Source organism: Pseudomonas sp. F-14 TE3623 (genome assembly GCF_053629015.1).
Window position 1 is genome coordinate 1,041,867 of the sequence record NZ_JBRJHM010000001.1, and the last position, 21,522, is coordinate 1,063,388.

A 21,522-nucleotide genomic window follows, 5' to 3' on the forward strand; every position below is an offset into this window, starting at 1 on the left:
GGGGAGGGAGAGAACTTCGATGTTCTGTCATAAACCTTGGATAAGTTAGCCGCTCACAAACCAGGAGAGAGCGCTGAGATGAACGCCGAAATGAATGTGGTGGGCGAGCGGGCATTGCATCCCCTGGCAGTTAACAGCGAATCGCTCCAGGCCCTGGCGCAGTGGTTGAAGTCCAATGGAACGCGTCAGATCAGGGAACCTGATCCGCGCCGGATGATGATCGAGCGCTACCCCGCTGGTTTATTCAGCGAGGCAGAACTGGAAGCACTGTGGGATGTGATGGAAGGATAAGAAGAAAAACAACGGATTGATAAAAGCGCTGCCGGGAAGGCGGCGCTTTTTTTTGGGGCGAAGGATTTCATGATCACTGGAGATCAATGTGGGAGCGGGCTTGCTCGCGAAAGCGGTATGCCGGTCAACGAAGATGTTGAACATGATGGCCCCTTCGCGAGCAAGCCCGCTCCCACAAGGTTTTGCATTGTTTAGAAGATTCAGGTTCCGGTCATGTCGCCCATAACCTGGCGGAAATAGAAAGTATTCGACCGATTCATGAAACAGACTGAAAGCCATTCCAGCGTTTTTCCGAAACTTTCTGGGGATTAATCTGCCGGCATTGAGTTTTCCCACTTTGTTGCCGGAGTCTTCCCATGATCCTTCACTACATTTACGACCCATTGTGCGGCTGGTGCTACGGCGCCAAACCATTGGTGCAGGCCGCCCAAAGCGTGCTGCCAGTGATCGCCCACGGTGGCGGCATGATGAGCGGCGCCAATCGCCAAACCGTTTCGCCACAACTGCGCAATTACGTCATGCCCCATGACCGACGCATCGCCGAGTACACCGGCCAGCCGTTTGGTGAGGCATATTTTGAAGGCTTGCTGCGCGATGAGACGGCGGTGTTCGATTCCACGCCGCCGATTGCCGCTGTGTTGGCAGCCGAGCAGATCGCTGAGCGCGGTCTTGAAATGCTGGGGCGTTTGCAAACGGCTCATTACGTGGAGGGTCGACGCATTGCTGACACCTCCGTGCTGCTGGAACTCGCCACACAAATAGGCCTTGAACCTGAGGCCTTGCAACTGGCGTTTACTGAAGCCGACACAGAGCGCCATATCAAAGACAGCCGCGCACTCTTGGCCAAAGTCGGTGGTCAGGGTTTCCCGACCTTCGCGTTGGAACAGGATGGCCAGTTCACTCTGGTCGACATAGGCCCGTGGCTCGGCAAGCCGCAAGCTTTCGCCCAATGGCTGGGTCAGTCGTTTGCGGCAAAAGAGTCTTCATCCGCGTTTCAAGCCTGTGGCCTCGACGGCTGCGCCCATTGAATTCACCTGGAGTCACCATGGATAACCTGAGCCTGATCAAAAGCACCTACGAAGGCGCCAACTCCCAGGAGAACGCTCGCAATACCGCCGCGGCGCTGGCCGATGACGCCCGCTGGACCGAAGCGGCGGGTTTTCCCTACGCCGGGACCTATGTCGGTTTCGACGCTATCGTCGAAAATGTCTTCAAGCGCCTGGCCACCGAGTGGGAAGATTTTCAGTTCAAGGTCGAGAACTATGTCGCACAGGGCGACAAGGTGTTTGCCTACGGTAATTACAGCGGCATCTACAAAGCCACCGGCCGCCCGATGAATGCTCGGGTCGCTCACTTGTGGACCTTGGCCAACGGCCAAGTCACGCATTTCGAACAATTCGTCGACAGCCATACCGTGCAATTGGCTATCGCTGACAAGTGATTTCTTAGACGATTTTCGCCTATTTACAGACGATTCCTGAAATTGACACCTTATTTAGCGCGCAGATAGGATGCGCCCAACGCCTGTGGCTAACCGCCATGACTTACAAAACAATAAAAGGCCCGCCGCGAATTTTCGTGGGCGGGCCTTTTTGTTTTTGCGGTGAAAAAAGAGCGCGATAGCGCCGTTTCAGCGGTTCGACACAGCGCGTATCAACCCGTAATAAGGAAAATAACATGTTGAACAAGCGGATCAGCCTGATCGCATTGGGGATGTTGAGTGCCACTCAGGCCATGGCTAACGACCAGGCCGAATCCAAGGGTTTTGTTGAAGATAGCAGCCTCAAAGTGCTGCTGCGCAATGCCTACATCAATCGTGACTATAAAGACGGCAACGAGGACAAAGCCGAGTGGGGCCAAGCGGCCATCGGTGCTTTCTCGTCTGGTTTCACCCAAGGCACCGTCGGTGTGGGTGTGGACGCCTTCGGTCTGTACGCACTGCGTCTGGACGGCGGCAAAGGCCGCAGCGGCGCCGGTGGTATCGACTTCTTCAAACAGGGCGATAGCGGCAACGCAGCTGACGACCTGTCGAAGGGTGGCGCGGCAGTCAAGTTCCGTCTTTCCAGCACCACGCTGACCTATGGCGACCAGATGCCGGCCCTGCCGGTGCTGAACTACGACAACTCGCGCCTGCTGCCGGAAAGCTACACCGGCACCCTGATCACCTCCAAGGAGATCAAAGGCCTGGAGCTGAACGCAGGTCGCTTCACCGCCGAATCGCGCAAAAGTGCTGAAGGCCGTGACAGCGGTGGCTTGAAGTCGATCAACGTGTTGGGCGGTAGCTACCAATTCACCGAACAGTTCAAGGCTGCGCTGTACGCGTCCGACGTCGAAGACGTGCTGAAGAAACAGTACGTGAACGCTAACTACGTGTTCCTTTTCGACAAGGATCAGTCCCTGACCCTGGACTTCAACGGTTACCGCACCAAGCTGGACGATTCCTACGTCCGCGAAAGCGGTGCTACCGGCGACGACAACAAGATCTGGAGCCTGGCAGCGACCTTCGCCACCGGTCCGCACTCGTTCACTCTCGCTCACCAACGCAGCACCGGCGACAGCAACCTGGGCTACGCCTACGGCGGCTATCAGAAGGATCAAGGTCGCGTCGGCGACGGCGGCAACACCATCTATCTGGCGAACTCCTACTGGTCCGACTTCAACGCCGAAGACGAACGCAGCTGGCAGCTGGGCTACGGTCTGGACTTCCGCGCTTTCGGCGTTCCTGGCCTGAGCTACAACGTTGCCTACGTGCGCGGTGACAACATCACCACCTCCACCAGCGAAGGCGGCACCGAGCGCGAGATCTTCAACCAGTTCAAGTACGTTGTGCAAAGTGGCCCGGCCAAAGATTTGAGCGTGAAGGTGCGCAGCTCGATCCTGCGCGTATCGCAGAAGTCCAGCGAGTACAACGTCAGCGGCAACGAACTGCGTGTCTTCGTGGATTACCCGATCAACATCTTCTAATGATCGCTTGAGTTGGATAAAAGCCCCGACTGGTTCGGGGTTTTTTTTCGCCTCGTAACTTTGGAAAAATACTGAAAACTGCTGTTTTCGATCGCAAAAAGTCGAATTAAAGCAACTTCATACTGCGTTTCAATCAACGCTTGATATGCCTGAAATTCTTTCTCATGGGCCGCAAATCCTGCACCTACTAGATTAAGCCGCTAAATGCAGTGGAGACCTAGTAATGATCGTTTTGAACAGAGAAGTTGGCGAATCGCTACGGCGCGACAAATATGTCAACGTCCAGGGAGCCGACTTCAATCTCTTCGGTCATTTTTCCGACTTCGTCAGATTGACCAAAAGTTGGGAAAGCATGGAGCCGGACAGTTATTACGGCCAAGCCGATGCGGGCATGCGTTTTCGTCGTTACAGCGATTTCGAATACAACCCCGTAACTCGTGACTTGAAGCAGCTGGAACACCGCGCCTACGTGCAATCGAAGGCCAACAACAGCTATGTCGGCGGACTGGAGCGGCACTTCCAGGACTTCTCCAATGAAGTCATCAATTCGCCGGTGATGCGCAGCCTCATCGATGTGGATTTCGAGGTGTACAAAAACGTATTACCGCCGGAGTTGCATGATGAGATCTGGCAATGCCAGATCCATCAGATCCGCATTGAGATCAAGCCAGGCAAGCAACTGGAAATCACCCCTGAGGGCATTCACTGCGACGGTTATCCATTCAGCGGTGTGCATTTCTGGGGTCGTAATAACGTGGATGGGGCGGAGAGCCGTTTGTATTCGGCCCAAGAGGAACAATTGGCGGCGACGACCTATCTGGAAATCCTCGACACCACCTACTTCCTCGATCGCGACATGCGTCACTACGTGACACCGGCACGCAACACCCACGCTCACGAAATGGCCTATCGGCAGATTCTGGCCATTTCCTTCTCGCGGCCCGGGACCGCTTTCGACATTGTTCGCTGAACAGCTAGATCCCATGATGCACATCGCCGAGTGCGCTGCACCGGTGATGTTGCAGCGCGCGATGGCCAAGGATGCCCAACGTCTGGAACGCTTCTTTCGGCAATTCGAAGAAGTGTCATTCTGTGAATGGCAGGACGCCAAATGCCTGCGCGGTGTGTTGGAGCAGAAAACCACCACCGCGTTCCTCGCGCTCGATGTCTGCGGCGAAGTGGTCGGCGCGGTGTTGGGTGGCATGCTCGGCAGCCGCGGCACCATCAATCACCTGGCGGTGAGCCCGGTGTATCGCAGCCAGGGCGTTGGTCAGCGCCTGGTGGAAGCGGCTTCGGCAGACATGAAACGTGTCGGTGTGCTGCGGATGTTCCTGTTCGTCGACGATGCTAACCTTGCCGGCAAACGTTTTTGGAGCGCCCAGGGCTTTTGCGAGCCGAGCGGCGAAACTACCTTTGAGAGGGACCTATGAATGAGACGTCCAGCAGCCAGCCGCTGATGGTCGAGCCCCAGCCCTCGCGCACGTTCGCTGAAGCCAGCCCGGTTATTGCGGGCTACTTCACGGTGTCGTTTGTGTTCGGTTTGATGGCCGTCAATGCCGGATTGCCCGTGTGGCTACCGGTCGCGATGTGCTTGTTCGTCTACGCCGGTGCCTCGCAGTTTGCCGCCCTGGCGCTGATCTCCAGCGGCGCATCGCTGACCACTATCATCCTCACCACATTTCTGATCAATGCGCGGCACATGCTGATGTCGGTCTACATGGCCAAGGCCTTGCAGGCGATGGGGCTCAGTCGTCTCGAGCGTTGGTGTTATGCCGGTGGGCTGACCGATGAATCGTTCGCCTTCCACAGCGTCAAGCTGGGCAAGGGCACGCCGGTCAATGTGCGTTACCTGATCGGCTTCAATCTGTATTGCCACACGTCATGGGTGCTGGGCGGTTTGCTGGGAGCAATTTGCGCGCAGTACGCGGCGCACCTGATCAAATATCAGCTCGACTATGCGCTGACCGCGATGATGCTCTACGTGCTGGTATCGTTGTGCAACACCCGCAATAAACTGATCGCCGCACTGGCCGCGGTTGCCTGCATGGGTGCCCTGAGCCTGATCGGCAGCTCACCCTTTAACGTATTCATCGCCACATTCGTGGGCTGCGGGGTGGGTGTATGCCTGACCAAACGTTCCTGATCCTGGTCGTCGTGCTGATGATGGCCGTGACGTTCCTGCCGCGCGCGTTGCCGCTGCAGGTGAGCACCGATCATTGGCCACCCCTGGTCGCCCGGGCGCTGGAATACCTGCCGGTGGCGATCGTCGCTGCAATCAGCCTCACGCCGCTGTTGATCAAGGATCAGCAGGTGCAGCTCGATCGCCCGGAATTTTATGCAGCCATTCCGACGTTGTTATGTGCGTATTTCAGCAAAAACCTCTTTCTCAGCGTAGCGGTGGGAACGGCTGCGTACATCGCGCTCGGGTCGTTCATGTAGCGACAGAGTGACCACGTCGTTTAAGGCCTGGCCCGACAACTCGGAGTTATTGACCGCCAGCCGCACTTCGAGGGAATCCTCGAAACCCGGGAAAATGGTCAAGCCATTACGCAGGGCCGCCTCACGGGAAACCATGCCGAGACCGTCCATTTGCGTGATCAATGACAGGGTCAGGGTCTCGCTGCAGGAATAGATCATCCGCTTGCCTGACTCGTAATTACCAAGGCCTGCGTCGAGAAAGCGCAAGAAGCTGTGGGAATACGGACAATCGTCGGCAGGACGAACCTGAAACTTATTGCCGAGCAGCATCAGCGGATCGTTTTCCTCACCGCAATGAGCACCGACCACCTGCACCTGTACATGGGGCAGAGCAATGCTGGGTAATCCCGGCTGCTGCGGCCCGATCAGCACGGCCAGGTCGAAGTCCTCATTCTTCAACTTGCTGAGGTTTTCCATCGACTCGGCGTAGCTGAATTCCAGCTGATAATCAGGAAACACCTCAATGAGGCGCCCGATCATTCGCCGATTGAAGTCGGCCGAGAGCGTGGTGTTAAGTGCAACCTTGAGCGTGCGCTGTCCAGGCACCTTGAGCGCGGCGACTTTTTCTTCCAGTTGCCGCGTAGCGACCAACACTTTGTCCATGTAGGGCGTGAGCTCCGTGCCCTGTGTTGTCAGAGTCAGCCCCTTGTTGGAGCGACGAAACAACCGAAAACCGAACTGCTCTTCGACCTTGTTCAACTGCGCGGCCAATGCCTGCACGGTCAAACAGGAATGCTCTGCCGCCGCCGACAATGAGCCGGTCTGCACAATGCGCATGAGATTACGTAAGGTTCTGCTATCCATTTGGGTAATGCCCTCTAAAGTGGGCTGGCTATTGTTGTGTACCTGATCGCCCCGGTGGGCGTCGGTCGCGTGCTGGCTATGATCCTGCACCTGAGCATGCTTGTCCCGAGTTTAGTAGCGAAATGGTTCTGCGTCCGATGGTTGGAGGCTTACACAGGATTGGGGTTTTTGGTGGGGCGTAGGTGATCGGGGTCAGAAAATGGCCCGGATGGGGGATGTGTGGGGCGTTTTCTGGATATCAGCGAAACCTTTTTCCAAGGCAAAAAAAAGCAGCCTGATCAGGCTGCTTTCATGAATAGGTGCTTGATATTGTGCTCCCTCAAGCAGGGGAGGAGAGGTTTACCCGAGCGCTGATTTTCAGGTCATCAACGGGGCTCCTACATCGACTATCGCCACCTGAAGGCAGTCGGTTTCGCGCTCTCGATTAAATTGTCTGCCCCTGTATGGCGGGTGTCAACGAGTGTCTTTGACCGTGTGTCGGAGTCTTTTCAGGGGCGGAAAATCTGCGCGAAGTCTCTTTTCGAGAGTAATACGTTTACGAATTAAAATTTCATATTTGTTCGTATCTGTACTAGTCTGAAATCAAGATATCGCACATTCAAGGAGGCCATCCCCATGCCTGCCTCAACCATCGTCCTCAGCCCACAGCAACAACTCGAGACTCCCGAAGCCGGTCGAGTCGCGCTGAAGTTCTTCTTCAACCTCATGGAACGCTGGGGCTGCACCGCCGAGCAACAACGCACCCTTTTGGGCAAAGTCGGCAACACCACTTTCTACAAGTACAAACACCTGCCGCCCAACGTGCGCCTGCCCCACGACACCTTGGAGCGCATCTCGTATTTGATGGGCATCCACAAAGCCTTGAGCATCATCTTCAGCAACAGCCGCGAGCGCGCCTACACCTGGGTCAGCAGCCCCAACACCGCCGCGCCGTTCAATGGCCAGTCGGCGCTGTCCTACATGCTGGCCGGCCGCGTGGTCGACATCGCTGACGTGCGCCGCTACCTCGACGGAGTGCGCGGTTGATGGCGCCGGAGCTGGCCGACCCGCAATGGCCGCGGGCTTACCGGATCGTCAACAGCTGCTTCCCGCCGATCTCGTTGTTCGAAGACGTGCTCGACCCCGAAGACCTGCCCACCGCCTACGCGCTGGAAGCCCTGACCAACGATCGGCTGATGGAAGAAGCCGGCGTTCTCGCCCGCGTGCGCCCCGAAGACCGCGTCTCCGGCCCCGGCTCCACACCGGTCATGGCCGCGTTCACCCACATCGGCAAAACCAGCCGCTTCACCGACGGCACCTTCGGCGTCTACTACGCCGCCAGCAGCCAGGCCGCCGCCATCGCCGAGACGAGCTATCACCAGGAACGCTTCCTCGCCGCGACGAACGAACCGGACCTTGAGTTGACCATGCGCACCTACGTCAACAAGGTCGTCAAACCCCTGCACGACATCCGGCAAAACTATCCTCACCTTTATGATCCGGACCCCACCGCGTACGGCCCATCCCAGGTCTTCGCCCGCCAATTGCGCGAAACATTGTCGTGGGGATTGCTCTACAACAGCGTTCGTTTGCCGGGCCATGAATGTGTTGCCGCGTTTCGACCGCCCGCTGTGTCCATTCCGAAGCAAGGGAAGCACATTCGTTATGTGTGGAGTGCGAGCAGTCGCAAGATCTCGTTTGTGTTTGAAGTCAGCGAGATGTGAAGCCCAGCGAAACGCAAAAAAACCCGTTGGATTCGGGGTTTTCTGCGTGGCGCACGTCTCCAATCGATATCGACGTAGTCATTACACCAAGTAACTAATGATGTTCCTGCCCCCACCTTTATCCCCCTGACCCAACCTCATACAGTCCTCTCCAACGCCTCCCCATCATTCCGATGAGAAGGTCACTGGAGATTTCCCCCATGCCTTTCGTAAGCGTACGCATCACCCGCGATGGCGTTACCTCAGAGCAGAAAGCTCAGGTGATCGCTGAAATCACTGAAACCCTGGAACGCGTCCTCAACAAGCGCCCGGACCTGACCCACATCGTGATCGAAGAAGTCGACACCGATAACTGGGGCTATGCCGGGATCACCACCACCCAGTACCGAAAACAACTCGCTGAGGAGCAGGGGCAGTCATGACCGCGTCCGTCACCATCGATTTCGTCTCCGACGTGGTGTGCCCATGGTGCGCCTTGGGCGCGACGGCGCTGGAGCAAGCGATCGAGAACGTGGCCGGTGAAGTCTCCGTCGAGCTGACCTTCAAGCCCTTTGAGTTAAACCCGGACATGCCAGCGGAAGGCGAGAACGCGGTCGAGCATTTGATGCGCAAGTACGGGCGCACCGCCGAGGAAGTCGCCGCCGGCAAAGCGATGCAGATCGCCCGCGGTGAGGCCATCGGGTTCAAGTTCGATCTGGAGAAGTGCAGCCATTTCTACAACACCTTTGATGCTCATCGTTTGTTGTTCTGGGCGTCGCAGAAAGGGCGGCAGATCGCACTCAAGCAAGCGTTGCTACGCGCTTACTTCGCCGCCGGCCAGAACCCGAGCGATCACCAGACGCTGGTGCGTCTGGCGGCTCAGGCGGGACTGGATGCAGAGCGTGCAGGCGAGGTGTTGGCGTCCGGAGCGTTTGCCAATGAGGTGCGTGAGCTTGAGGCGTTTTACCGCGAGCGCGGCATCAATTCGGTACCGGCCATGGTGCTTAACGGTCGTCACCTGGTGTCCGGGTCGCAATCGGTCGAGTACTACGAACAGATGTTTAGGCAAATGGCGCAGGCCGCGGCCGAAGCGTGATTGATCACTTTTCAAACCATCATTTATTAGTCGAGGTTCATCATGAGCAATTCGAAAAAAGTCATCGTTATTACTGGCGCCTCCCAAGGTCTCGGCGCAGGCATGGTCAAGGCCTTCCGTGATCTCGATTACCGGGTAGTCGCCACTTCGCGTTCGATCCAGCCGTCCACCGACCCAGACATCCTCACCGTTGCCGGCGACATCGGCGACCCCGCGGTCGCACAGCGAGTCATCCGTGAAGCGATCGAACGTTTCGGCCGTATCGATACGCTGGTCAATAACGCCGGGATCTTCGTCGCCAAGCCGTTCACCGCCTACACCCACGAAGATTACGCAGCGGTGTTGTCGGTGAACCTGAATGGTTTCTTCTACATCACCCAACTCGCGATCACCGAGATGGAAAAACAGGGCAGCGGTCACGTCGTCAACATCACCACCAGCCTGGTGGACCATGCCATCGACGGTGTGCCGTCAGTATTGGCGTCGTTGACCAAGGGTGGCTTGAACGCTGCGACCAAATCCCTGGCCATCGAGTACGCCAAACGTGGGATTCGGGTGAACGCGGTTTCCCCGGGCATCATCAAGACGCCGATGCATGGTGAGGAAACTCACGAAGCCTTGGGGAATTTGCACCCGGTTGGGCATATGGGTGAGATCAGCGACATTGCGCAAGCTGTTGTTTATCTGGACAGTGCCAACTTTGTCACCGGCGAGATCTTGCATGTCGATGGTGGGCAGAGTGCGGGACACTAAGAGCGGTTCAGGAGTAGGGCGCTGTTCACAGCAAGGACGACGACCAGCGCTCTCATCCTTGAGTCATTAACCTCCGAACGGCGCTACCTTGATCGGTTCACCTTTCTTCGCGCATGACGGCGGATTGGTCATACCCAGTGTCAGCAGGTTGCCGCCGTTAATGATGCAGTTGAACTGCTGGTTATCGTTGGTTTTCAGCGCGACATAAGTATTCGTGCCTTCGGTACGACGGCTGACAATACTCAAGTCAGAAGGTGAATAGCCCAACGCACCGGCACTCTGAGATTTGATCTGCTCATCGGTTAGCGTGTTGGTACTGCTGGCGATGGAGTTGCAGCCGGCCAGAGTGAATAACAGCGCACCAGCCAGGGTTATTTTGTGGAGAGTCATGGGAGTGTTCCTTACTCGTTTGTGTTTCTTGTCGTGTGGTGCCACGTACTGACCGGAAATCACAACTGAGGAAAGCAGTGGCTTGTGAAGCGTAGCAGAGGGAAATCCGCTCATTGGTGGCTGAGAGACTTCTTGTGCTGACTGTTCAGGCCAATGTTGTCCGCGCCACTAAACCCACAATATTTTGTTCGGGGCGCGTCGTTGCGCACGTCGAGTCGGCAAGGTGAACGGTTGTCGGGAAGAACAGGGACACCAGGATTGTGCCCCCCATCAGAATCGGCAGTAGACCCATGATTGTGAAGTAATGACTTCTTCTGGCGTTGGCAAAGTCACGACGTACCAAGGGCCAAAAAGCCAGAAACAGAACGCTGAGAACGGCCAGCCAGGCTAAGCGCGGAATGAAGTCCCACCCGTCGTACCCGGACTCCCAGATCGCCCAGGCATAGGTGGCCAGAGAAGTTGTGCCGTAGAGGTAGATGCCGAGGGACTGTTTCAGGCCGATGAGAATGGCCGATAGCAGCAGGGCGGTGCCCATCATGGCGTAATAGGGGGATCCGCCAGCGGTAACTAAAACGCCCCCTCTATAGGCAAGTGCCAATCCAAGCAGGGCAACAAATATGGTGTACACCCCGAACAGAAGGTTCGAGACTCCCGCTCCTCTAGCCAACGTCCTTTGGTTCATTGCGATCATCCCTGTGTGATTCGATGCGGTTCCGTCCGAGCGGCGCGCATAATTGCTCATTATTGTAATGAAATACAATGTCAGGCGATAAAATTAACGCACCCCGTGCGGATGAAGCGGTATTTTTGTATTTTGTATTGAGTAGAAACAATCGTGCTAAGCTGATTAGCGAGTTCTTGGACAGCGCTCTGACGAAGCTTCGATCAGTAAATAGGGTGTTAGTGGTGCGCTCTATTCCCATCATCTTTTGGCATGACGTCCTGCGAAGTCTTGAGTCGGCCCACTTCGTCCAGATGCCTCCAGAGAAATTGCGCGGCTTCTTCACGCCGATCAGACTCGATGAGGTCGAGCAAATGGATGTGTTCCTGGCATTGCGCCATAAGACGAGTGCGATCGACGTTGGCTTTGTAGCCCATGAAACGCCTGAGTTGATTTTGCTGGCGTATGGCATCAATGAAAAAGACATTTCCGGAGCACTGCACGATCAGTTCGTGAAACTGGGCGCCCACTTGGAACAGTTGAGCGCGGGACAAGGTGTGGATATCCCCATCGAGCATCGCCTGCTGTTGCTGCCTGGCCTTGGCAAATGCGGCGTGATTGATCTGATAACCGGGCTCAAGCAGGGCGGCCGGCTCGATGGCCATACGGAAGCGGTAGCTTTGGATGTGTGTCTGGGCGTTATGCACGAAGTCTTTAAGGCTCCATCCTTGCCCCGGCTTGCGCTCCACCATGGCTTCGCTGGCCAGCCTGTTCAATACCTTGAGCAATTGTCCGCGGGGCACTTCGTAACGGCGCAACAGCTGCGCTTCGAAAAAGTGGGCAGGTATTTCGCCGCCAAGAATGTCGTCGACTACGCGAAGGTAAAAGTCTTCGAAAGGATCACTGGCGAGAGGGAATGTTGCTTCCTGAATCTGCCCTGCGTCCTGCTTCAGAAAGTAGCCACGATTGGGCTCCTGAATGGCGAGATCCCACTCAGCGAGCAAGGCAAACACACGCCGAATAGGCGAGCGCGAAACACCCAGCGCTTGCGCGAACGTCTGCTCGCGCAACGGCTCACCGGCTTTCATCGACCGGGCGCGAACCAGGTCGATAACGCGTGGGGCCAACTGCAAGGCGAGGTCTTTCTTGATCACAGGCTCTATCTCGAATGGTTAGCTTCAGTCCGTTCCCGTCTGGGCAAATGCCCCCATCGGACTGGGGTTGGAAAATACCATACGAAGAGGATGTGGGTATCTGCACAAAGAGCGCTGGCGGACTTGTCGAATAACCTTGTCGAGGCACTTAAGGATGAAGGCTCCACGCATTTTTCTGGTCCACGCGACCGCACTGGCGATCGATCCCATCACGGTGGCCTTTGCCCGGCTATGGCCGGAGGCGCAGATCATCAATCTGCTCGAAGACTCGTTGTCCCGAGACCGAGTGGAGGAGGGCGGATTAACCACGAGTATGAAGGCGCGCTTTCTGACGCTTTCCCATTACGCAGTACAAAGCGCAGCGGACGCCATTCTTTTTACCTGCTCGGCTTTCGGCGATGCCATCGACCTATGCAAGCCGGACATTGCCATTCCAGTACTCAAGCCGAACGAAGCCATGATCAACCTGGCTCTAACGCAGGCATCGCGTGTTGCCGTGCTGGCGACATTCGAGCCAACTATCACCTCGATAATGGCCGAGTTCAAACAAGTGGCTGAGCGTAGTGGTCGAGCGTTGGAGGTGGTGCCCTATTTTGTCCCCGGCGCAATGCAGGCACTGAGCGAAGGGAACAAAGAAGATCACGATACTGCCATCGCGGATATGGCCAGTCAGGTCGGAGCCTGCGATCTGATTTGTTTCGCCCAGTTTTCGATGACGAGCGCCGCAGGGCAAGCACAGGCCTGCTCTGGTCTGCCTGTATTGACCACTCCCGATAGTGCAGTGCTGGAGCTGCGAAGGATGCTCCAGGCTGATGATTTCGTTTCTTCCCAGGATGGATGTTCACCCAATGCTCAAGTTCAATGCTCATCTCGGTTTCCAATTCAATGAGTTGCCTTTTCTACAACGCATCGAAGCTGCCGCAGCAGCTGGTTTTCGGGCGGTGGAGTTCCCGTCGCCATACGAATTCGACGCAAGTCTCCTGGCCGACCACCTGGCTCAATACAGTCTGCCGCTGATTCAGTTTGCTGCACCGGCTGGCGTTACCAAAGGCATCGCTGCCTTGCAGGGCAAGGAAGAGGAATTTCGCAGCGGGTTGCTCCAGGCCGCCAGCTATGCAAAGGCGCTGGCGTGTTCGGATGTCCACATCATGTCTGGCGTTACGACGCAGGATGAGGCGGCGCTTATTTTCGGGGGTAACCTGGAGTATGCGGTCAAGTACTTCGAAGATCAGGGTTTGCGGCCGCTTATCGAAGTGATCAGTTCGCAGGCGATGCCGGGCTACTACATGTCTGACTTCAGCAAGGCACAACAGGTGCTGGAGACCTTTCCAAGTGTTGGGCTGATTCTCGATCTTTACCATGCCCAGATTCTGACCGCAGATGCAGCAGATGTTCTGGACCGGTTTTATGACAGAACCGTCCATGTGCAGATTGCCGACTGCCCGGGTCGTCACGAACCGGGAACGGGGAGCATCGACTTTGCTGCCTTGTTCGCGGCGCTGGAGCAGCGTGGCTATCCAGGATGGATCGGTTGTGAATACCGTCCTTCCGGTTCTACCGTTGCGAGCCTTGACTGGATAAAGCAGCTAAATGCTTAGTGCTTGCGACGCGTGAACGGGTTTCGGATTTCACGTACGCCAGAAACAACAAAGCCCTCGCATTTCTGCGAGGGCTTCGTTTTGTATGGTGCGGCACCAGGAGTCGAAAGACTTTATATCTATATGATTTATAATTTATTTATTGTTAGGTTTATGCGCTTCTATCTCTAAAACTATCCTCAGGCACTGGCCCGATTGTCTTCCACTATGAACGTAGTAGGTTCTGCATCAGAGCCAAACCACCAAATGATCGCGGAGATGATCGTGAGCCCGAAGAAAACTCTGCCTCGCAAAGTGAAAATACCTGGACGCGATTTTACGTATAACGCAGCTCGTTTAGCTGCCTTCAACTTTATCGCTTTCCGCCTCGTCAAAATTTGGACTTCTGTATCCGGGCGCAAACATTGAGCTCCCCACCCCGTACAGAGCCAAGGGATCGCTAAGCCATAGGCGGTAGGCCTTGTCTTTGATGCTGTGGTCAGGCGAGCAGTCCACGTGGTACTGCTGCAAGACGTACCCAGCCATTGCCGCACGAACTCGAAGCCTTAGGACACCGTCAGGCATGTCGTAGTCGCACATCATGATCTGTGCACAATCCTTATCAGGATGAGGGACAAGAGGGAGGTCGAGCATTCGATTCCACTGGTCATCGTTCTTCTGGTTCTCTTTGGCGAGTGGCTTTTCTCCCAGTTGAACTTGAGCAGATCCGATTCGAGCTAGAACAAAGTCCACAAACTCTCCGCGCTTACGATCGTACGCGCGGACGTGCCAGCGCAAGCCGTCGCAACTGAAAGCGAACGGCACAATCTCCCGTTCAGATTTTCCCGAGCCCGAGGTGTAGCTGATTTTCACCACTTGGTTGAGGCTGATTGCGCGCGAGATTGGCGCCAAAACTTCTACTTTCGGCTTGCTGAGCAGCGAAACCGATTCATTTAGGATGAATGGCTTGTCTCCATCCAGACTGTATCCGTACCCATGGGAGAGAGCTGTGAGCACGCGCTCCGGCGAATGCGCGACTAGAGGCGAGAACGTCTCGCGCATCACATAGTGCTTGGTCACAGTGTCGAGCTCAGTGTTCTGAGGAGCAATCTCTCGATACTGCGCGAAATCACGAGTGGCAGCAGCCGCGCCCACCCCGAATCTATCCATGAGGTCAGTGCGTGAAGCGGTCCCCGTGAAATACAGTCGGAAATCTATGTACACCAGACGCTCCCGTTGCGCCTGGCTATATTCGCTCAAATCAATCATTTGCTCTCCGTCTTGCCTTCTTACGGTCTTGCCTTCTTACCTGCCTTGCGGAATGCCCCCAACGTCTGGTCGGGCGCATCTGAGATCCCACGATAGCACATGAGAGCACTTGACGTAATCAAAATGCCGATGATACATTCCTGTTGTGGTTTCCTGTTGTGTCTATCTGTAGTACATTATGAGCTTCAAAGTGGCGGCTCGGATGAAATGTCAGAACGCCAGAAACACAAAAGCCGGTCAAGGTACGAACTTGACCGGCCTTCGGAAAAAGACGTCTGAATCGGCTCCAGGTGTCTCTCGCGCTTTGTGGAAAAAGCTTGTGGATGGTAGCCCCTATGGGGTCCTTTCGCAAGGGAGCGAGTTCTGTGTTTGAGCCATCTCGAAGGAGGCATTCCATGTCCCAGCTTGAGATGTTCGAAAAACCCGATGGGGAAGGCGAGGTTATCTACCGGATGACCATCACCACCAAGTCGGGGAAGGTGATTCGACGTGCTAACGGGCAACCGTTCCGTATCGTCATTCGCCCAAAAGCGACCAGTTGATAATCGCTTAAACAGAGCCCAGGACACATTTTTGTGTCCTGAAGGCCACTCGCTCCGTACATGAAAGGGTTAAGAAATGTCTAGATGTACAGCACCGATACGCGGACATAGCTCAGCGGCAGCGGCAGCAGCCTGCCCTGCGTGCCGCTACCGCAGCAGCTCTCGCTCCTACACCCCATCATTTGGTAGCAGCGGGAGTAGCTATAGCAGCTATAGCAATAATGGTGGGGCTGGTAGATCGGGCGGTAGTTCAAGGCCACGCTGGTCCAAAGCTGGTTCGTCCGTGTCATATACATTGGATCAAGTGCAATCACTTCAACCAATTCGCCAGACCGTTGAGACGCGAGCAGCGGCGCAACCTGACCTGCGTGACGTATTTCTGTGCCACGCGTGGGACGATCGGCAAGGGGCGGCCAAAGAGCTGCACGAGCTTCTAGTAGCTGCTGGTGTCAAGGTTTGGTTTAGCGAGAAGGACCTTGGCCTCGGCGTTCCGATGATGCGCGCCATCGACAAGGGCTTAGCGAATTCGCGAATTGGGCTTGTGCTGGTGACCCCTGCGCTGTTGGCTCGCCTCCCCAAAGAGAGCGTCGCCGACAAAGAGCTTTCGGCACTCCTGGCAGGTAATCAGCTCGTTCCCATCGTGCACAACACGACGTATGAAGCTCTCCGCAATGTCAGCCCCTTGCTCGCTTCCCGAAGCGGTCTGGACACCGCTGAAGATTCGATGTCGGTGATAGCTGAAAAGATTGCCGAGTTGGTCGCGTTCTAGATTTGGCAATCAGTTGGTTCGTTATCCTGCTGCGCTTGCGTGAAAAAGTTCTCCGCTTTATTCGAATGGACTGATCGCTGGAGAAACTGTTAGCGCAAGAGTTGGAGCCTGTTTCCGATCCCTATCTGCTCTCTGTAAAGAGCAGCTAAGGGGCGGTTGGCAGCGTAGGGCTCGGGTGTAGCAGCTTTGGCTCGATAATTGCCATTGGTAATTGGCCGCAGGTTGTCATTGAATATCTATAGAGTGTTAGGTGAATCGATATAATTGGCCCGGTGTCGTGGGATTATATCGCCTAAGGATTAGTTATGATAAAGCCACCGTTCAAAATTCTTAAGTCTCATCTGGTAGACGCATTCTTTATTACGCCTGATAAGTTGTATCGCGAATTCGAAGTGCCTCTAGAGACGGTGGATAGATTCAGAAGCGGGCGAATCTATTTTCTCGTCAAACGACGTAAAGTGCGATTTTCCAGTGCCTCGCTGAGCAAAAAGTGCCAGATTGTGTTTAAGTATGCCTCACAGGGCATGCTGTCGCGCCCTCACAAGGTCGACATTGCTCAACTGATGCACGGCGCGCCTGCTATCAATAAAGAATTCTTTCCGACACCGGTCCATCTGCAATCAATGATTCAATATGTCGAGTCCGCAGATGAGTATGAGCGCCTGTTGAAGCGAGAGCCCATGGTTGCAGCCGTCATGCCGGGGAGCGGGGAGAAGGAGCGTGCGGATCGGGCAATCGCCTACCATTTTCTGACACCTGTGGACCCGACGCCCAAGGATGAAAATAGGCATATCATCTTTGCTCATCAACTGCTGCGTGTTACCGATGACCTTCCGGAAAAGTACGAAGTTATGTACATCGGCAAGGCCATGGAGCTGTCTGACCGAATGGATGGGCACAAGCGTGTGCAGCAAGCCCAAGCAGAATGCGAGGACAATGCGGAAATCTATCTGTACTTCTTCACGCCACAGTTCGAGGCGATGGCGTCTCGCGACGGCATGGTCATCAAACAACCTAACGACTATATGACCTTAGGGGAAGAAAATCTTGTGCTCGCCGCCGAGGCCGGTTTGATCAACTACTTCAAACCTGAAATGAATGTTCAGAATAAAACAACGGAGTTGCGCAAAAGCAAGACCATGGCTCGCGTGAAGAGTTTGAAATACACTCATTTTATTTCGGAGTGTAATTTTGATGAACATGACTATGCGTTCGAAACGTCGAAAGTCAAGAAGAGTGGCGTGCACGAGAAGATTTATTCACTTTGACGCAGAGCAGGCATTTCCTACTCATGTTGACGTCTGCTTTGAGCCGGTTGCTGTCGGTCGTGACTATCTGAATCACATCCCAGTTTGAGATTGAAAGCCCATGACGTTTCTAGGCGCCGAGCGAGCAGTCGGATAGTAAGCAGATAGTAGTATTGTGTCGTCTCGTCATGGCTGGCGAGACAATGCTCTATGAACCAAGTCAAATGCTTTCGCTGCCAAGCCCAGGGAGTCGCTCGCTGCCAGCGCAGTGCAATTTTATTCTGTATGGTTTGTGCCTGCCGTAAGTGACGTTGCCGCGTCGCGTGCGATCCGGTCAGCACTCCAGCCAAGAACAGCTCCATATCGAATGGCTTGCTCATGCGCGCCCCCCAATGTAGGCAGCAACCACGTCAATCCGACCGTGCCCCAGTTCATAGCTGATTTGCCGTCGGGCTTCATGATCAAGACGCTGATCTAACTGGCAGCATTGGCCACCGTTAATAGGCGCGCGGTGTTGGGTGATTTGCTCATAGCGCTCACATGCATAGGCCGCTCGTAGCTCATGGAAGCCTTTGAGGTTTTGTGCATGTAGGACGTCCCGTGCCGGGCGGACGACTTTCTGCAGAACACTCAAGTAACTTTCGCTTGGCGCAATCAGGTTGTGGCTACCCGCAGGCGATACCTGCTCCGCAAATCCCAGTGTTATTCGAACTTTCTCATCCACCGTAATCCAGCGGGGAGCGGATGCACCGGCGCGGCCGCCTTTGGTGCCGTCTTGGATGTTGATCTTGCCGAATTCTCTAGCCTCCCGACTTAACCGTGGCAGATCCGCCAAGATGGCCTCACGCAAGCGCATGCCGGTGGCTCGCGCCAATAGAACGATAGCGGCGGCCCTTAGCTGATGATGGCTGCAAAGCGCATCGACGATCTGCTTAACCTGTTCGCGGTCCTGGCCCTGCGGCACCGAGTGTCGAACCCCGGTGCGCTGCATACCCAACGCCTTGCTCGGACTTGGCAATTTCACGCACTGATCACCGCGAAGCGCCGCTATGGTCCTGTTAACGCTGGATAGCCGATTTTGCGCGGTGCTGATGGCGAGGTCGCCGCGCCCAACCAGGTCACGGAGATACGCCGCATAGTCGGCCAACACCTTCCGATCAACCTGCCGCGCATCATTGATACCGGGCCCCTGTTCGGATCGGCACCACTTCACAAATGCCTGCCACCGATCAGAATGCGCCTTGACCGTGCCGTAGTGGCCACCGCCGAACATGTCTTTCAATGCCTGCACCCCGGCATAACTCAACTGCCGACCATACCCAAAATTTCGCCCATCCCGTCTACCGACCAAGGCCATGATCAAACTCCTCTCGAAGCAAAAACTTTTAAAACCCTCCCCCACGTCATCCCGCCACGAATGTTGAGTGTTATCAGGGATCAAGGCCCCTGCGACCTGTGAGGGTTGTCCACTAACGCGGGACTGGCGGCTCTTTACGACCGAGAGCTTGGGCACCTCATGATCTGGCCTCCTGAGCACTTCCGAAGAAGTGGGCGGGTGGAGGCTGCGCCGGTTGACGAGACCAATGCCGCGAGATCCTGAGTCGGGTGAAGGCAGTGAAGCGATGACCGGGGCATACCTGACTGTCAGTCAGGTGCAGTCCATTCCGTGGGCTGCGGCACCATCATCTGCATCGCTGTTGCTGGTGGCTTCGGTGTTTGTCACGCCGATTGTCACAAGGGGGAATGCCGCAAAGCCTTGTACGAGTTGGGCTGCAGCAGCGGTAGGAGCGCCCGTCTCTTTCCGGTAGAAAGAGACGGGCGCAGGTTGGAGCAAGGAAATGGCCAAGCGGATAGGTTGCTGCAGGGCAGCTATGAAAAGGGGATGAGTTGCCACAGTGGGCACACTGGTAAAAGTAGGCATCCATCACATCGCTGTGACCGTGCGAGCCGCCGGACGCTAATCGCACTTTGGGAGAACCACCACGGTGTGGCGTAGCCTCAAAGGTTCTGGCTACTTGGGTTGCTGTCAACGACAGCGCTTTGCCCGATCTTTTCTACGCCTGTGGATAATTCGGGTCAAGACTCGAATTTTCGGGAGTGCTGCGGCTGTGGATGAAATTATCCACCGGTGGAAATCAGTGGTTTTCCACAGACAGTTGCGTGGGCTTTAGATTTTTTAAGTGAGGTCCATCCAAACAGGGCGGCTTTGCAGCCCTGTTTGGATGGACCCGCGTGGACAAGCGGATCACTGAGATATGAAGACCGAGCGCTTACTCGGTTGCGCCACGTTTTGCTTTTAGGCGAGTGACGTTCGCCCCCGTCTGGTTCGCGAATTCGTGTGGAGTGACATGTTCCTGCCGGTTGGCCTCCAGATACCGGCTCCACCAGTTCATGATCAGCCTGCGCTCCTCAATGAACTCGGCCTTGTGGATGTATGCGGCGCGGACGTTGTTGCGTTCCTTGTGACTCATCTGCCTTTCAATAGCGGTCTCGGACCACAGTCCTGATTCAATCAGTGAGCTACAGGCCATTGAGCGAAAGCCATGACCGCAGATTTCCGTTTTGGTGTCGTAGCCCATCTTTCTGAGTGCGCTATTCACCGTGTTTTCAGACATGGGTTTCCAGGGCTTGGCATCGCCTGCAAACACCAGGTCGAATTCGCCGGTGAGGGCGTGGATCTGTTCAAGCAGGGCCACGGCTTGCGGCGATAAGGGTACAAGGTGGATGTCCCCGGCCATCTTCGTACCTCTTGTTGAAAAGGGTACTCCGTCCAACGCGGGTCGAGTGTCCGGTATCTCCCAGGTGCCGCGCTTGAGGTCGAACTCGCTCCAGCGGGCGAAGCGCAGTTCGCTGGAGCGGACGAACACATGCAGCGAGAGCATGACCGTCAGCCGAGTAAGTGCTCGGCCTCTGTAGGTGTCGATATGCTCCTGCAATTCAGGCAGACGCGATAAGGGTAAAGCAGGGCGGTGAATCACCCTCGGGGCTTTGATCAAGCCTTCAAGGTCGGAGGCAGGGTTTGCCGCGATCTGTCGAGCACGTTTCGCCTCGCGCATGATGCTTTGTAGATAGTTTTGTACCCTTAAAGCGACGTCAATCGTGCCGCGTTTCTGGATCGCTTCCAAAGGCTGCATCAGGTCATGGGTGTCCAGATCGACAATAGAGCGAGCGCCGATCAGCGGGAAGACATGGGTTTTGAGGCGGCTCAGGACGGTCTTGGCATGGCCCGGAGCCCATTTGGCAGACATCGCTTTGTGCCAGTCCAGTGCGGCGCTTTCAAAGGATCGGCCTTTGATTGCGGCCTGCGTCTTGGCTTGGTGTTTGGTCTCTATGGGGTCGATGCCTTTCGCCAGCATCCGCTTGACCTCCAGGCGCTTGTTGCGAGCATCGGCGAGGCCGACCACGGGGTAGCTGCCGAACGAGGTCAGTCCTTCGCGGCCATCAGGTTTTACATACCTGAGACGCCAGCCTTTACGGCCATTGGGTTGGACTAGAAGGTAGAGGCCGTCGCCGTCGAAAAGCTTGTAAGCGCGGTCGGTGGGCTTGGCTGAGCGGCAAGCCGAATCGGAGAGTGGAGCAGTGGTGCGCGACATAAGGGTACTCCCCCTTTATCGAATTACCTTACCCCTAACACTACCCCTAAAACGGTTGGAATCCACCGGTTTCTGACGGAATCCGATGGAACGCCAAAACGAAAAAACCCGCCAGAAGGCGGGTTTTTCGGGGGTTCCAGAGATTTTGAAAGCCTTCTCTGGAACCTTGTATGGTGCCGGCACCAGGAGTCGAACCCGGGACCTACTGATTACAAGTCAGTTGCTCTACCAACTGAGCTATACCGGCGTGTT

The 21,522-nt window shown here is 55.7% G+C and carries 25 protein-coding genes, 1 tRNA gene and 1 pseudogene; 18 read left to right on the forward strand and 9 right to left on the reverse strand.

Annotated features, from left to right (window positions below; all coding sequences use genetic code 11):
- The first annotated feature begins 78 nt into the window (after window positions 1–78).
- From AB7M29_RS04730 to AB7M29_RS04765, 8 genes are all read left to right on the forward strand, one after another.
- The gene (locus AB7M29_RS04730) at window positions 79–291 is read left to right on the forward strand and encodes a hypothetical protein (RefSeq protein WP_217855222.1); all 213 of its coding nucleotides are present in this window, start codon (window positions 79–81) and stop codon (window positions 289–291) included.
- Window positions 292–647: 356 nt separating this feature from the next.
- Window positions 648–1,319, forward strand: coding sequence for a DsbA family protein (locus AB7M29_RS04735; protein WP_448722710.1), 672 nt, complete (start codon window positions 648–650; stop codon window positions 1,317–1,319).
- Between the two features lie 17 nt (window positions 1,320–1,336).
- Entirely contained in the window at window positions 1,337–1,732 is a 396-nt protein-coding gene (locus AB7M29_RS04740) for a nuclear transport factor 2 family protein (RefSeq protein WP_217855227.1), read from the forward strand.
- A gap of 236 nt (window positions 1,733–1,968) precedes the next feature.
- The gene (locus tag AB7M29_RS04745; RefSeq protein ID WP_454246436.1) at window positions 1,969–3,255 is read left to right on the forward strand and encodes an OprD family porin; all 1,287 of its coding nucleotides are present in this window, start codon (window positions 1,969–1,971) and stop codon (window positions 3,253–3,255) included.
- A 223-nt stretch (window positions 3,256–3,478) separates the two neighbouring features.
- Window positions 3,479–4,225 carry a 2OG-Fe dioxygenase family protein gene (locus tag AB7M29_RS04750; protein WP_217855231.1) on the forward strand — a complete coding sequence of 249 codons (747 nt, stop codon included), beginning with the start codon at window positions 3,479–3,481 and terminating at the stop codon, window positions 4,223–4,225.
- A 46-nt stretch (window positions 4,226–4,271) separates the two neighbouring features.
- Window positions 4,272–4,685 carry a GNAT family N-acetyltransferase gene (locus tag AB7M29_RS04755; protein ID WP_187326451.1) on the forward strand — a complete coding sequence of 138 codons (414 nt, stop codon included), beginning with the start codon at window positions 4,272–4,274 and terminating at the stop codon, window positions 4,683–4,685.
- Complete coding sequence (locus tag AB7M29_RS04760) at window positions 4,682–5,398, forward strand: AzlC family ABC transporter permease (RefSeq protein ID WP_123721679.1); 717 nt, start codon at window positions 4,682–4,684, stop codon at window positions 5,396–5,398. The genes AB7M29_RS04755 and AB7M29_RS04760 overlap by 4 nt, the downstream gene beginning before the upstream one ends.
- Window positions 5,377–5,694, forward strand: a complete 318-nt coding sequence (locus tag AB7M29_RS04765; protein WP_038978526.1) for an AzlD domain-containing protein — start codon at window positions 5,377–5,379, stop codon at window positions 5,692–5,694. Before AB7M29_RS04760 ends, AB7M29_RS04765 begins: the two co-directional genes overlap by 22 nt.
- Here the strand turns inward: AB7M29_RS04765 and AB7M29_RS04770 are convergent.
- Window positions 5,611–6,537, reverse strand: a complete 927-nt coding sequence (locus tag AB7M29_RS04770; RefSeq protein ID WP_052962846.1) for a LysR family transcriptional regulator — start codon at window positions 6,535–6,537, stop codon at window positions 5,611–5,613. The genes AB7M29_RS04765 and AB7M29_RS04770 overlap by 84 nt on opposite strands.
- A gap of 615 nt (window positions 6,538–7,152) precedes the next feature.
- On the opposite strand from AB7M29_RS04770, the gene AB7M29_RS04775 reads away from it, so the two are divergent.
- From AB7M29_RS04775 to AB7M29_RS04795, 5 genes are all read left to right on the forward strand, one after another.
- Window positions 7,153–7,563: an MbcA/ParS/Xre antitoxin family protein gene (locus AB7M29_RS04775; protein ID WP_038978528.1), complete on the forward strand. Its 411-nt coding sequence runs from the start codon at window positions 7,153–7,155 to the stop codon at window positions 7,561–7,563.
- The gene (locus AB7M29_RS04780) at window positions 7,563–8,240 is read left to right on the forward strand and encodes an RES family NAD+ phosphorylase (RefSeq protein ID WP_217855233.1); all 678 of its coding nucleotides are present in this window, start codon (window positions 7,563–7,565) and stop codon (window positions 8,238–8,240) included. The genes AB7M29_RS04775 and AB7M29_RS04780 overlap by 1 nt, the downstream gene beginning before the upstream one ends.
- A gap of 200 nt (window positions 8,241–8,440) precedes the next feature.
- The gene (locus tag AB7M29_RS04785) at window positions 8,441–8,662 is read left to right on the forward strand and encodes a tautomerase family protein (RefSeq protein ID WP_123361089.1); all 222 of its coding nucleotides are present in this window, start codon (window positions 8,441–8,443) and stop codon (window positions 8,660–8,662) included.
- Window positions 8,659–9,315, forward strand: coding sequence for a DsbA family oxidoreductase (locus AB7M29_RS04790; RefSeq protein ID WP_454246437.1), 657 nt, complete (start codon window positions 8,659–8,661; stop codon window positions 9,313–9,315). The genes AB7M29_RS04785 and AB7M29_RS04790 overlap by 4 nt, the downstream gene beginning before the upstream one ends.
- A 42-nt stretch (window positions 9,316–9,357) precedes the next feature.
- Window positions 9,358–10,068 (forward strand): SDR family NAD(P)-dependent oxidoreductase, encoded by a 711-nt coding sequence (locus AB7M29_RS04795; RefSeq protein WP_217855237.1) that lies wholly within the window; start codon window positions 9,358–9,360, stop codon window positions 10,066–10,068.
- 66 nt (window positions 10,069–10,134) lie between these two features.
- Here the strand turns inward: AB7M29_RS04795 and AB7M29_RS04800 are convergent, their stop codons facing one another.
- From AB7M29_RS04800 to AB7M29_RS04810, 3 genes are all read right to left on the reverse strand, one after another.
- On the reverse strand, window positions 10,135–10,458 hold the full coding sequence (locus AB7M29_RS04800; protein ID WP_063341871.1) for a hypothetical protein: 324 nt from the start codon (window positions 10,456–10,458) through the stop codon (window positions 10,135–10,137).
- A gap of 145 nt (window positions 10,459–10,603) precedes the next feature.
- On the reverse strand, window positions 10,604–11,140 hold the full coding sequence (locus AB7M29_RS04805) for a hypothetical protein (RefSeq protein WP_454246438.1): 537 nt from the start codon (window positions 11,138–11,140) through the stop codon (window positions 10,604–10,606).
- A gap of 218 nt (window positions 11,141–11,358) precedes the next feature.
- Window positions 11,359–12,273, reverse strand: a complete 915-nt coding sequence (locus AB7M29_RS04810; protein ID WP_217855239.1) for a GntR family transcriptional regulator — start codon at window positions 12,271–12,273, stop codon at window positions 11,359–11,361.
- Window positions 12,274–12,427: 154 nt separating this feature from the next.
- Here AB7M29_RS04810 and AB7M29_RS04815 point away from each other — a divergent pair, with 154 nt between their 5' ends.
- Complete coding sequence (locus AB7M29_RS04815; RefSeq protein ID WP_454246439.1) at window positions 12,428–13,162, forward strand: arylsulfatase; 735 nt, start codon at window positions 12,428–12,430, stop codon at window positions 13,160–13,162.
- Entirely contained in the window at window positions 13,122–13,871 is a 750-nt protein-coding gene (locus AB7M29_RS04820; RefSeq protein ID WP_217855245.1) for a hydroxypyruvate isomerase family protein, read from the forward strand. Before AB7M29_RS04815 ends, AB7M29_RS04820 begins: the two co-directional genes overlap by 41 nt.
- 336 nt (window positions 13,872–14,207) lie before the next feature.
- Here the strand turns inward: AB7M29_RS04820 and AB7M29_RS04825 are convergent, their stop codons facing one another.
- Window positions 14,208–15,119 (reverse strand): helix-turn-helix transcriptional regulator, encoded by a 912-nt coding sequence (locus AB7M29_RS04825; protein WP_454246440.1) that lies wholly within the window; start codon window positions 15,117–15,119, stop codon window positions 14,208–14,210.
- Window positions 15,120–15,514: 395 nt separating this feature from the next.
- Between AB7M29_RS04825 and AB7M29_RS04830 the strand changes: the two genes are divergently transcribed.
- The 3 genes from AB7M29_RS04830 to AB7M29_RS04840 all read left to right on the forward strand — a co-directional run bounded on the left by AB7M29_RS04830 (window position 15,515) and on the right by AB7M29_RS04840 (window position 17,698).
- Entirely contained in the window at window positions 15,515–15,661 is a 147-nt protein-coding gene (locus AB7M29_RS04830) for a hypothetical protein (protein ID WP_177323902.1), read from the forward strand.
- Window positions 15,662–15,944: 283 nt separating this feature from the next.
- On the forward strand, window positions 15,945–16,430 hold the full coding sequence (locus tag AB7M29_RS04835) for a toll/interleukin-1 receptor domain-containing protein (protein WP_454246441.1): 486 nt from the start codon (window positions 15,945–15,947) through the stop codon (window positions 16,428–16,430).
- A gap of 305 nt (window positions 16,431–16,735) precedes the next feature.
- Window positions 16,736–17,698 carry a hypothetical protein gene (locus AB7M29_RS04840; RefSeq protein ID WP_454246442.1) on the forward strand — a complete coding sequence of 321 codons (963 nt, stop codon included), beginning with the start codon at window positions 16,736–16,738 and terminating at the stop codon, window positions 17,696–17,698.
- A gap of 89 nt (window positions 17,699–17,787) precedes the next feature.
- On the opposite strand, the pseudogene AB7M29_RS04845 reads toward AB7M29_RS04840, so the two are convergent.
- The 4 genes and pseudogenes from AB7M29_RS04845 to AB7M29_RS04860 all read right to left on the reverse strand — a co-directional run.
- A pseudogene (locus AB7M29_RS04845) lies at window positions 17,788–18,057 on the reverse strand (hypothetical protein); the annotation flags it as partial.
- The gene (locus tag AB7M29_RS04850; protein WP_454246443.1) at window positions 18,054–19,034 is read right to left on the reverse strand and encodes an integrase domain-containing protein; all 981 of its coding nucleotides are present in this window, start codon (window positions 19,032–19,034) and stop codon (window positions 18,054–18,056) included. The pseudogene AB7M29_RS04845 and the gene AB7M29_RS04850, both read right to left, overlap by 4 nt.
- Before the next feature lie 913 nt (window positions 19,035–19,947).
- Window positions 19,948–21,270 carry a tyrosine-type recombinase/integrase gene (locus AB7M29_RS04855; RefSeq protein ID WP_454246444.1) on the reverse strand — a complete coding sequence of 441 codons (1,323 nt, stop codon included), beginning with the start codon at window positions 21,268–21,270 and terminating at the stop codon, window positions 19,948–19,950.
- 171 nt (window positions 21,271–21,441) lie between these two features.
- A tRNA-Thr gene (locus AB7M29_RS04860) sits at window positions 21,442–21,517 on the reverse strand.
- Window positions 21,518–21,522 lie beyond the last annotated feature (5 nt).

Excerpts from the sequence above, each read along its gene's own strand:
- AB7M29_RS04840 (WP_454246442.1), top strand. The coding sequence starts at position 16,736 with ATGATAAAGCCACCGTTCAAAATTCTTAAGTCTCATCTGGTAGACGCA.
- AB7M29_RS04730 (WP_217855222.1), top strand. The coding sequence starts at position 79 with ATGAACGCCGAAATGAATGTGGTGGGCGAGCGGGCATTGCATCCCCTG.
- AB7M29_RS04735 (WP_448722710.1), top strand. The coding sequence starts at position 648 with ATGATCCTTCACTACATTTACGACCCATTGTGCGGCTGGTGCTACGGC.
- AB7M29_RS04770 (WP_052962846.1), bottom strand. The coding sequence starts at position 6,537 with ATGGATAGCAGAACCTTACGTAATCTCATGCGCATTGTGCAGACCGGC.
- AB7M29_RS04765 (WP_038978526.1), top strand. The coding sequence starts at position 5,377 with ATGCCTGACCAAACGTTCCTGATCCTGGTCGTCGTGCTGATGATGGCC.
- AB7M29_RS04855 (WP_454246444.1), bottom strand. The coding sequence starts at position 21,270 with ATGTCGCGCACCACTGCTCCACTCTCCGATTCGGCTTGCCGCTCAGCC.
- AB7M29_RS04775 (WP_038978528.1), top strand. The coding sequence starts at position 7,153 with ATGCCTGCCTCAACCATCGTCCTCAGCCCACAGCAACAACTCGAGACT.
- AB7M29_RS04820 (WP_217855245.1), top strand. The coding sequence starts at position 13,122 with ATGCTCAAGTTCAATGCTCATCTCGGTTTCCAATTCAATGAGTTGCCT.
- AB7M29_RS04850 (WP_454246443.1), bottom strand. The coding sequence starts at position 19,034 with ATGGCCTTGGTCGGTAGACGGGATGGGCGAAATTTTGGGTATGGTCGG.
- AB7M29_RS04745 (WP_454246436.1), top strand. The coding sequence starts at position 1,969 with ATGTTGAACAAGCGGATCAGCCTGATCGCATTGGGGATGTTGAGTGCC.
- AB7M29_RS04750 (WP_217855231.1), top strand. The coding sequence starts at position 3,479 with ATGATCGTTTTGAACAGAGAAGTTGGCGAATCGCTACGGCGCGACAAA.
- AB7M29_RS04805 (WP_454246438.1), bottom strand. The coding sequence starts at position 11,140 with ATGAACCAAAGGACGTTGGCTAGAGGAGCGGGAGTCTCGAACCTTCTG.
- AB7M29_RS04795 (WP_217855237.1), top strand. The coding sequence starts at position 9,358 with ATGAGCAATTCGAAAAAAGTCATCGTTATTACTGGCGCCTCCCAAGGT.
- AB7M29_RS04760 (WP_123721679.1), top strand. The coding sequence starts at position 4,682 with ATGAATGAGACGTCCAGCAGCCAGCCGCTGATGGTCGAGCCCCAGCCC.
- AB7M29_RS04740 (WP_217855227.1), top strand. The coding sequence starts at position 1,337 with ATGGATAACCTGAGCCTGATCAAAAGCACCTACGAAGGCGCCAACTCC.
- AB7M29_RS04755 (WP_187326451.1), top strand. The coding sequence starts at position 4,272 with ATGTTGCAGCGCGCGATGGCCAAGGATGCCCAACGTCTGGAACGCTTC.
- AB7M29_RS04780 (WP_217855233.1), top strand. The coding sequence starts at position 7,563 with ATGGCGCCGGAGCTGGCCGACCCGCAATGGCCGCGGGCTTACCGGATC.
- AB7M29_RS04825 (WP_454246440.1), bottom strand. The coding sequence starts at position 15,119 with ATGATTGATTTGAGCGAATATAGCCAGGCGCAACGGGAGCGTCTGGTG.
- AB7M29_RS04815 (WP_454246439.1), top strand. The coding sequence starts at position 12,428 with ATGAAGGCTCCACGCATTTTTCTGGTCCACGCGACCGCACTGGCGATC.
- AB7M29_RS04790 (WP_454246437.1), top strand. The coding sequence starts at position 8,659 with ATGACCGCGTCCGTCACCATCGATTTCGTCTCCGACGTGGTGTGCCCA.
- AB7M29_RS04785 (WP_123361089.1), top strand. The coding sequence starts at position 8,441 with ATGCCTTTCGTAAGCGTACGCATCACCCGCGATGGCGTTACCTCAGAG.
- AB7M29_RS04830 (WP_177323902.1), top strand. The coding sequence starts at position 15,515 with ATGTCCCAGCTTGAGATGTTCGAAAAACCCGATGGGGAAGGCGAGGTT.
- AB7M29_RS04800 (WP_063341871.1), bottom strand. The coding sequence starts at position 10,458 with ATGACTCTCCACAAAATAACCCTGGCTGGTGCGCTGTTATTCACTCTG.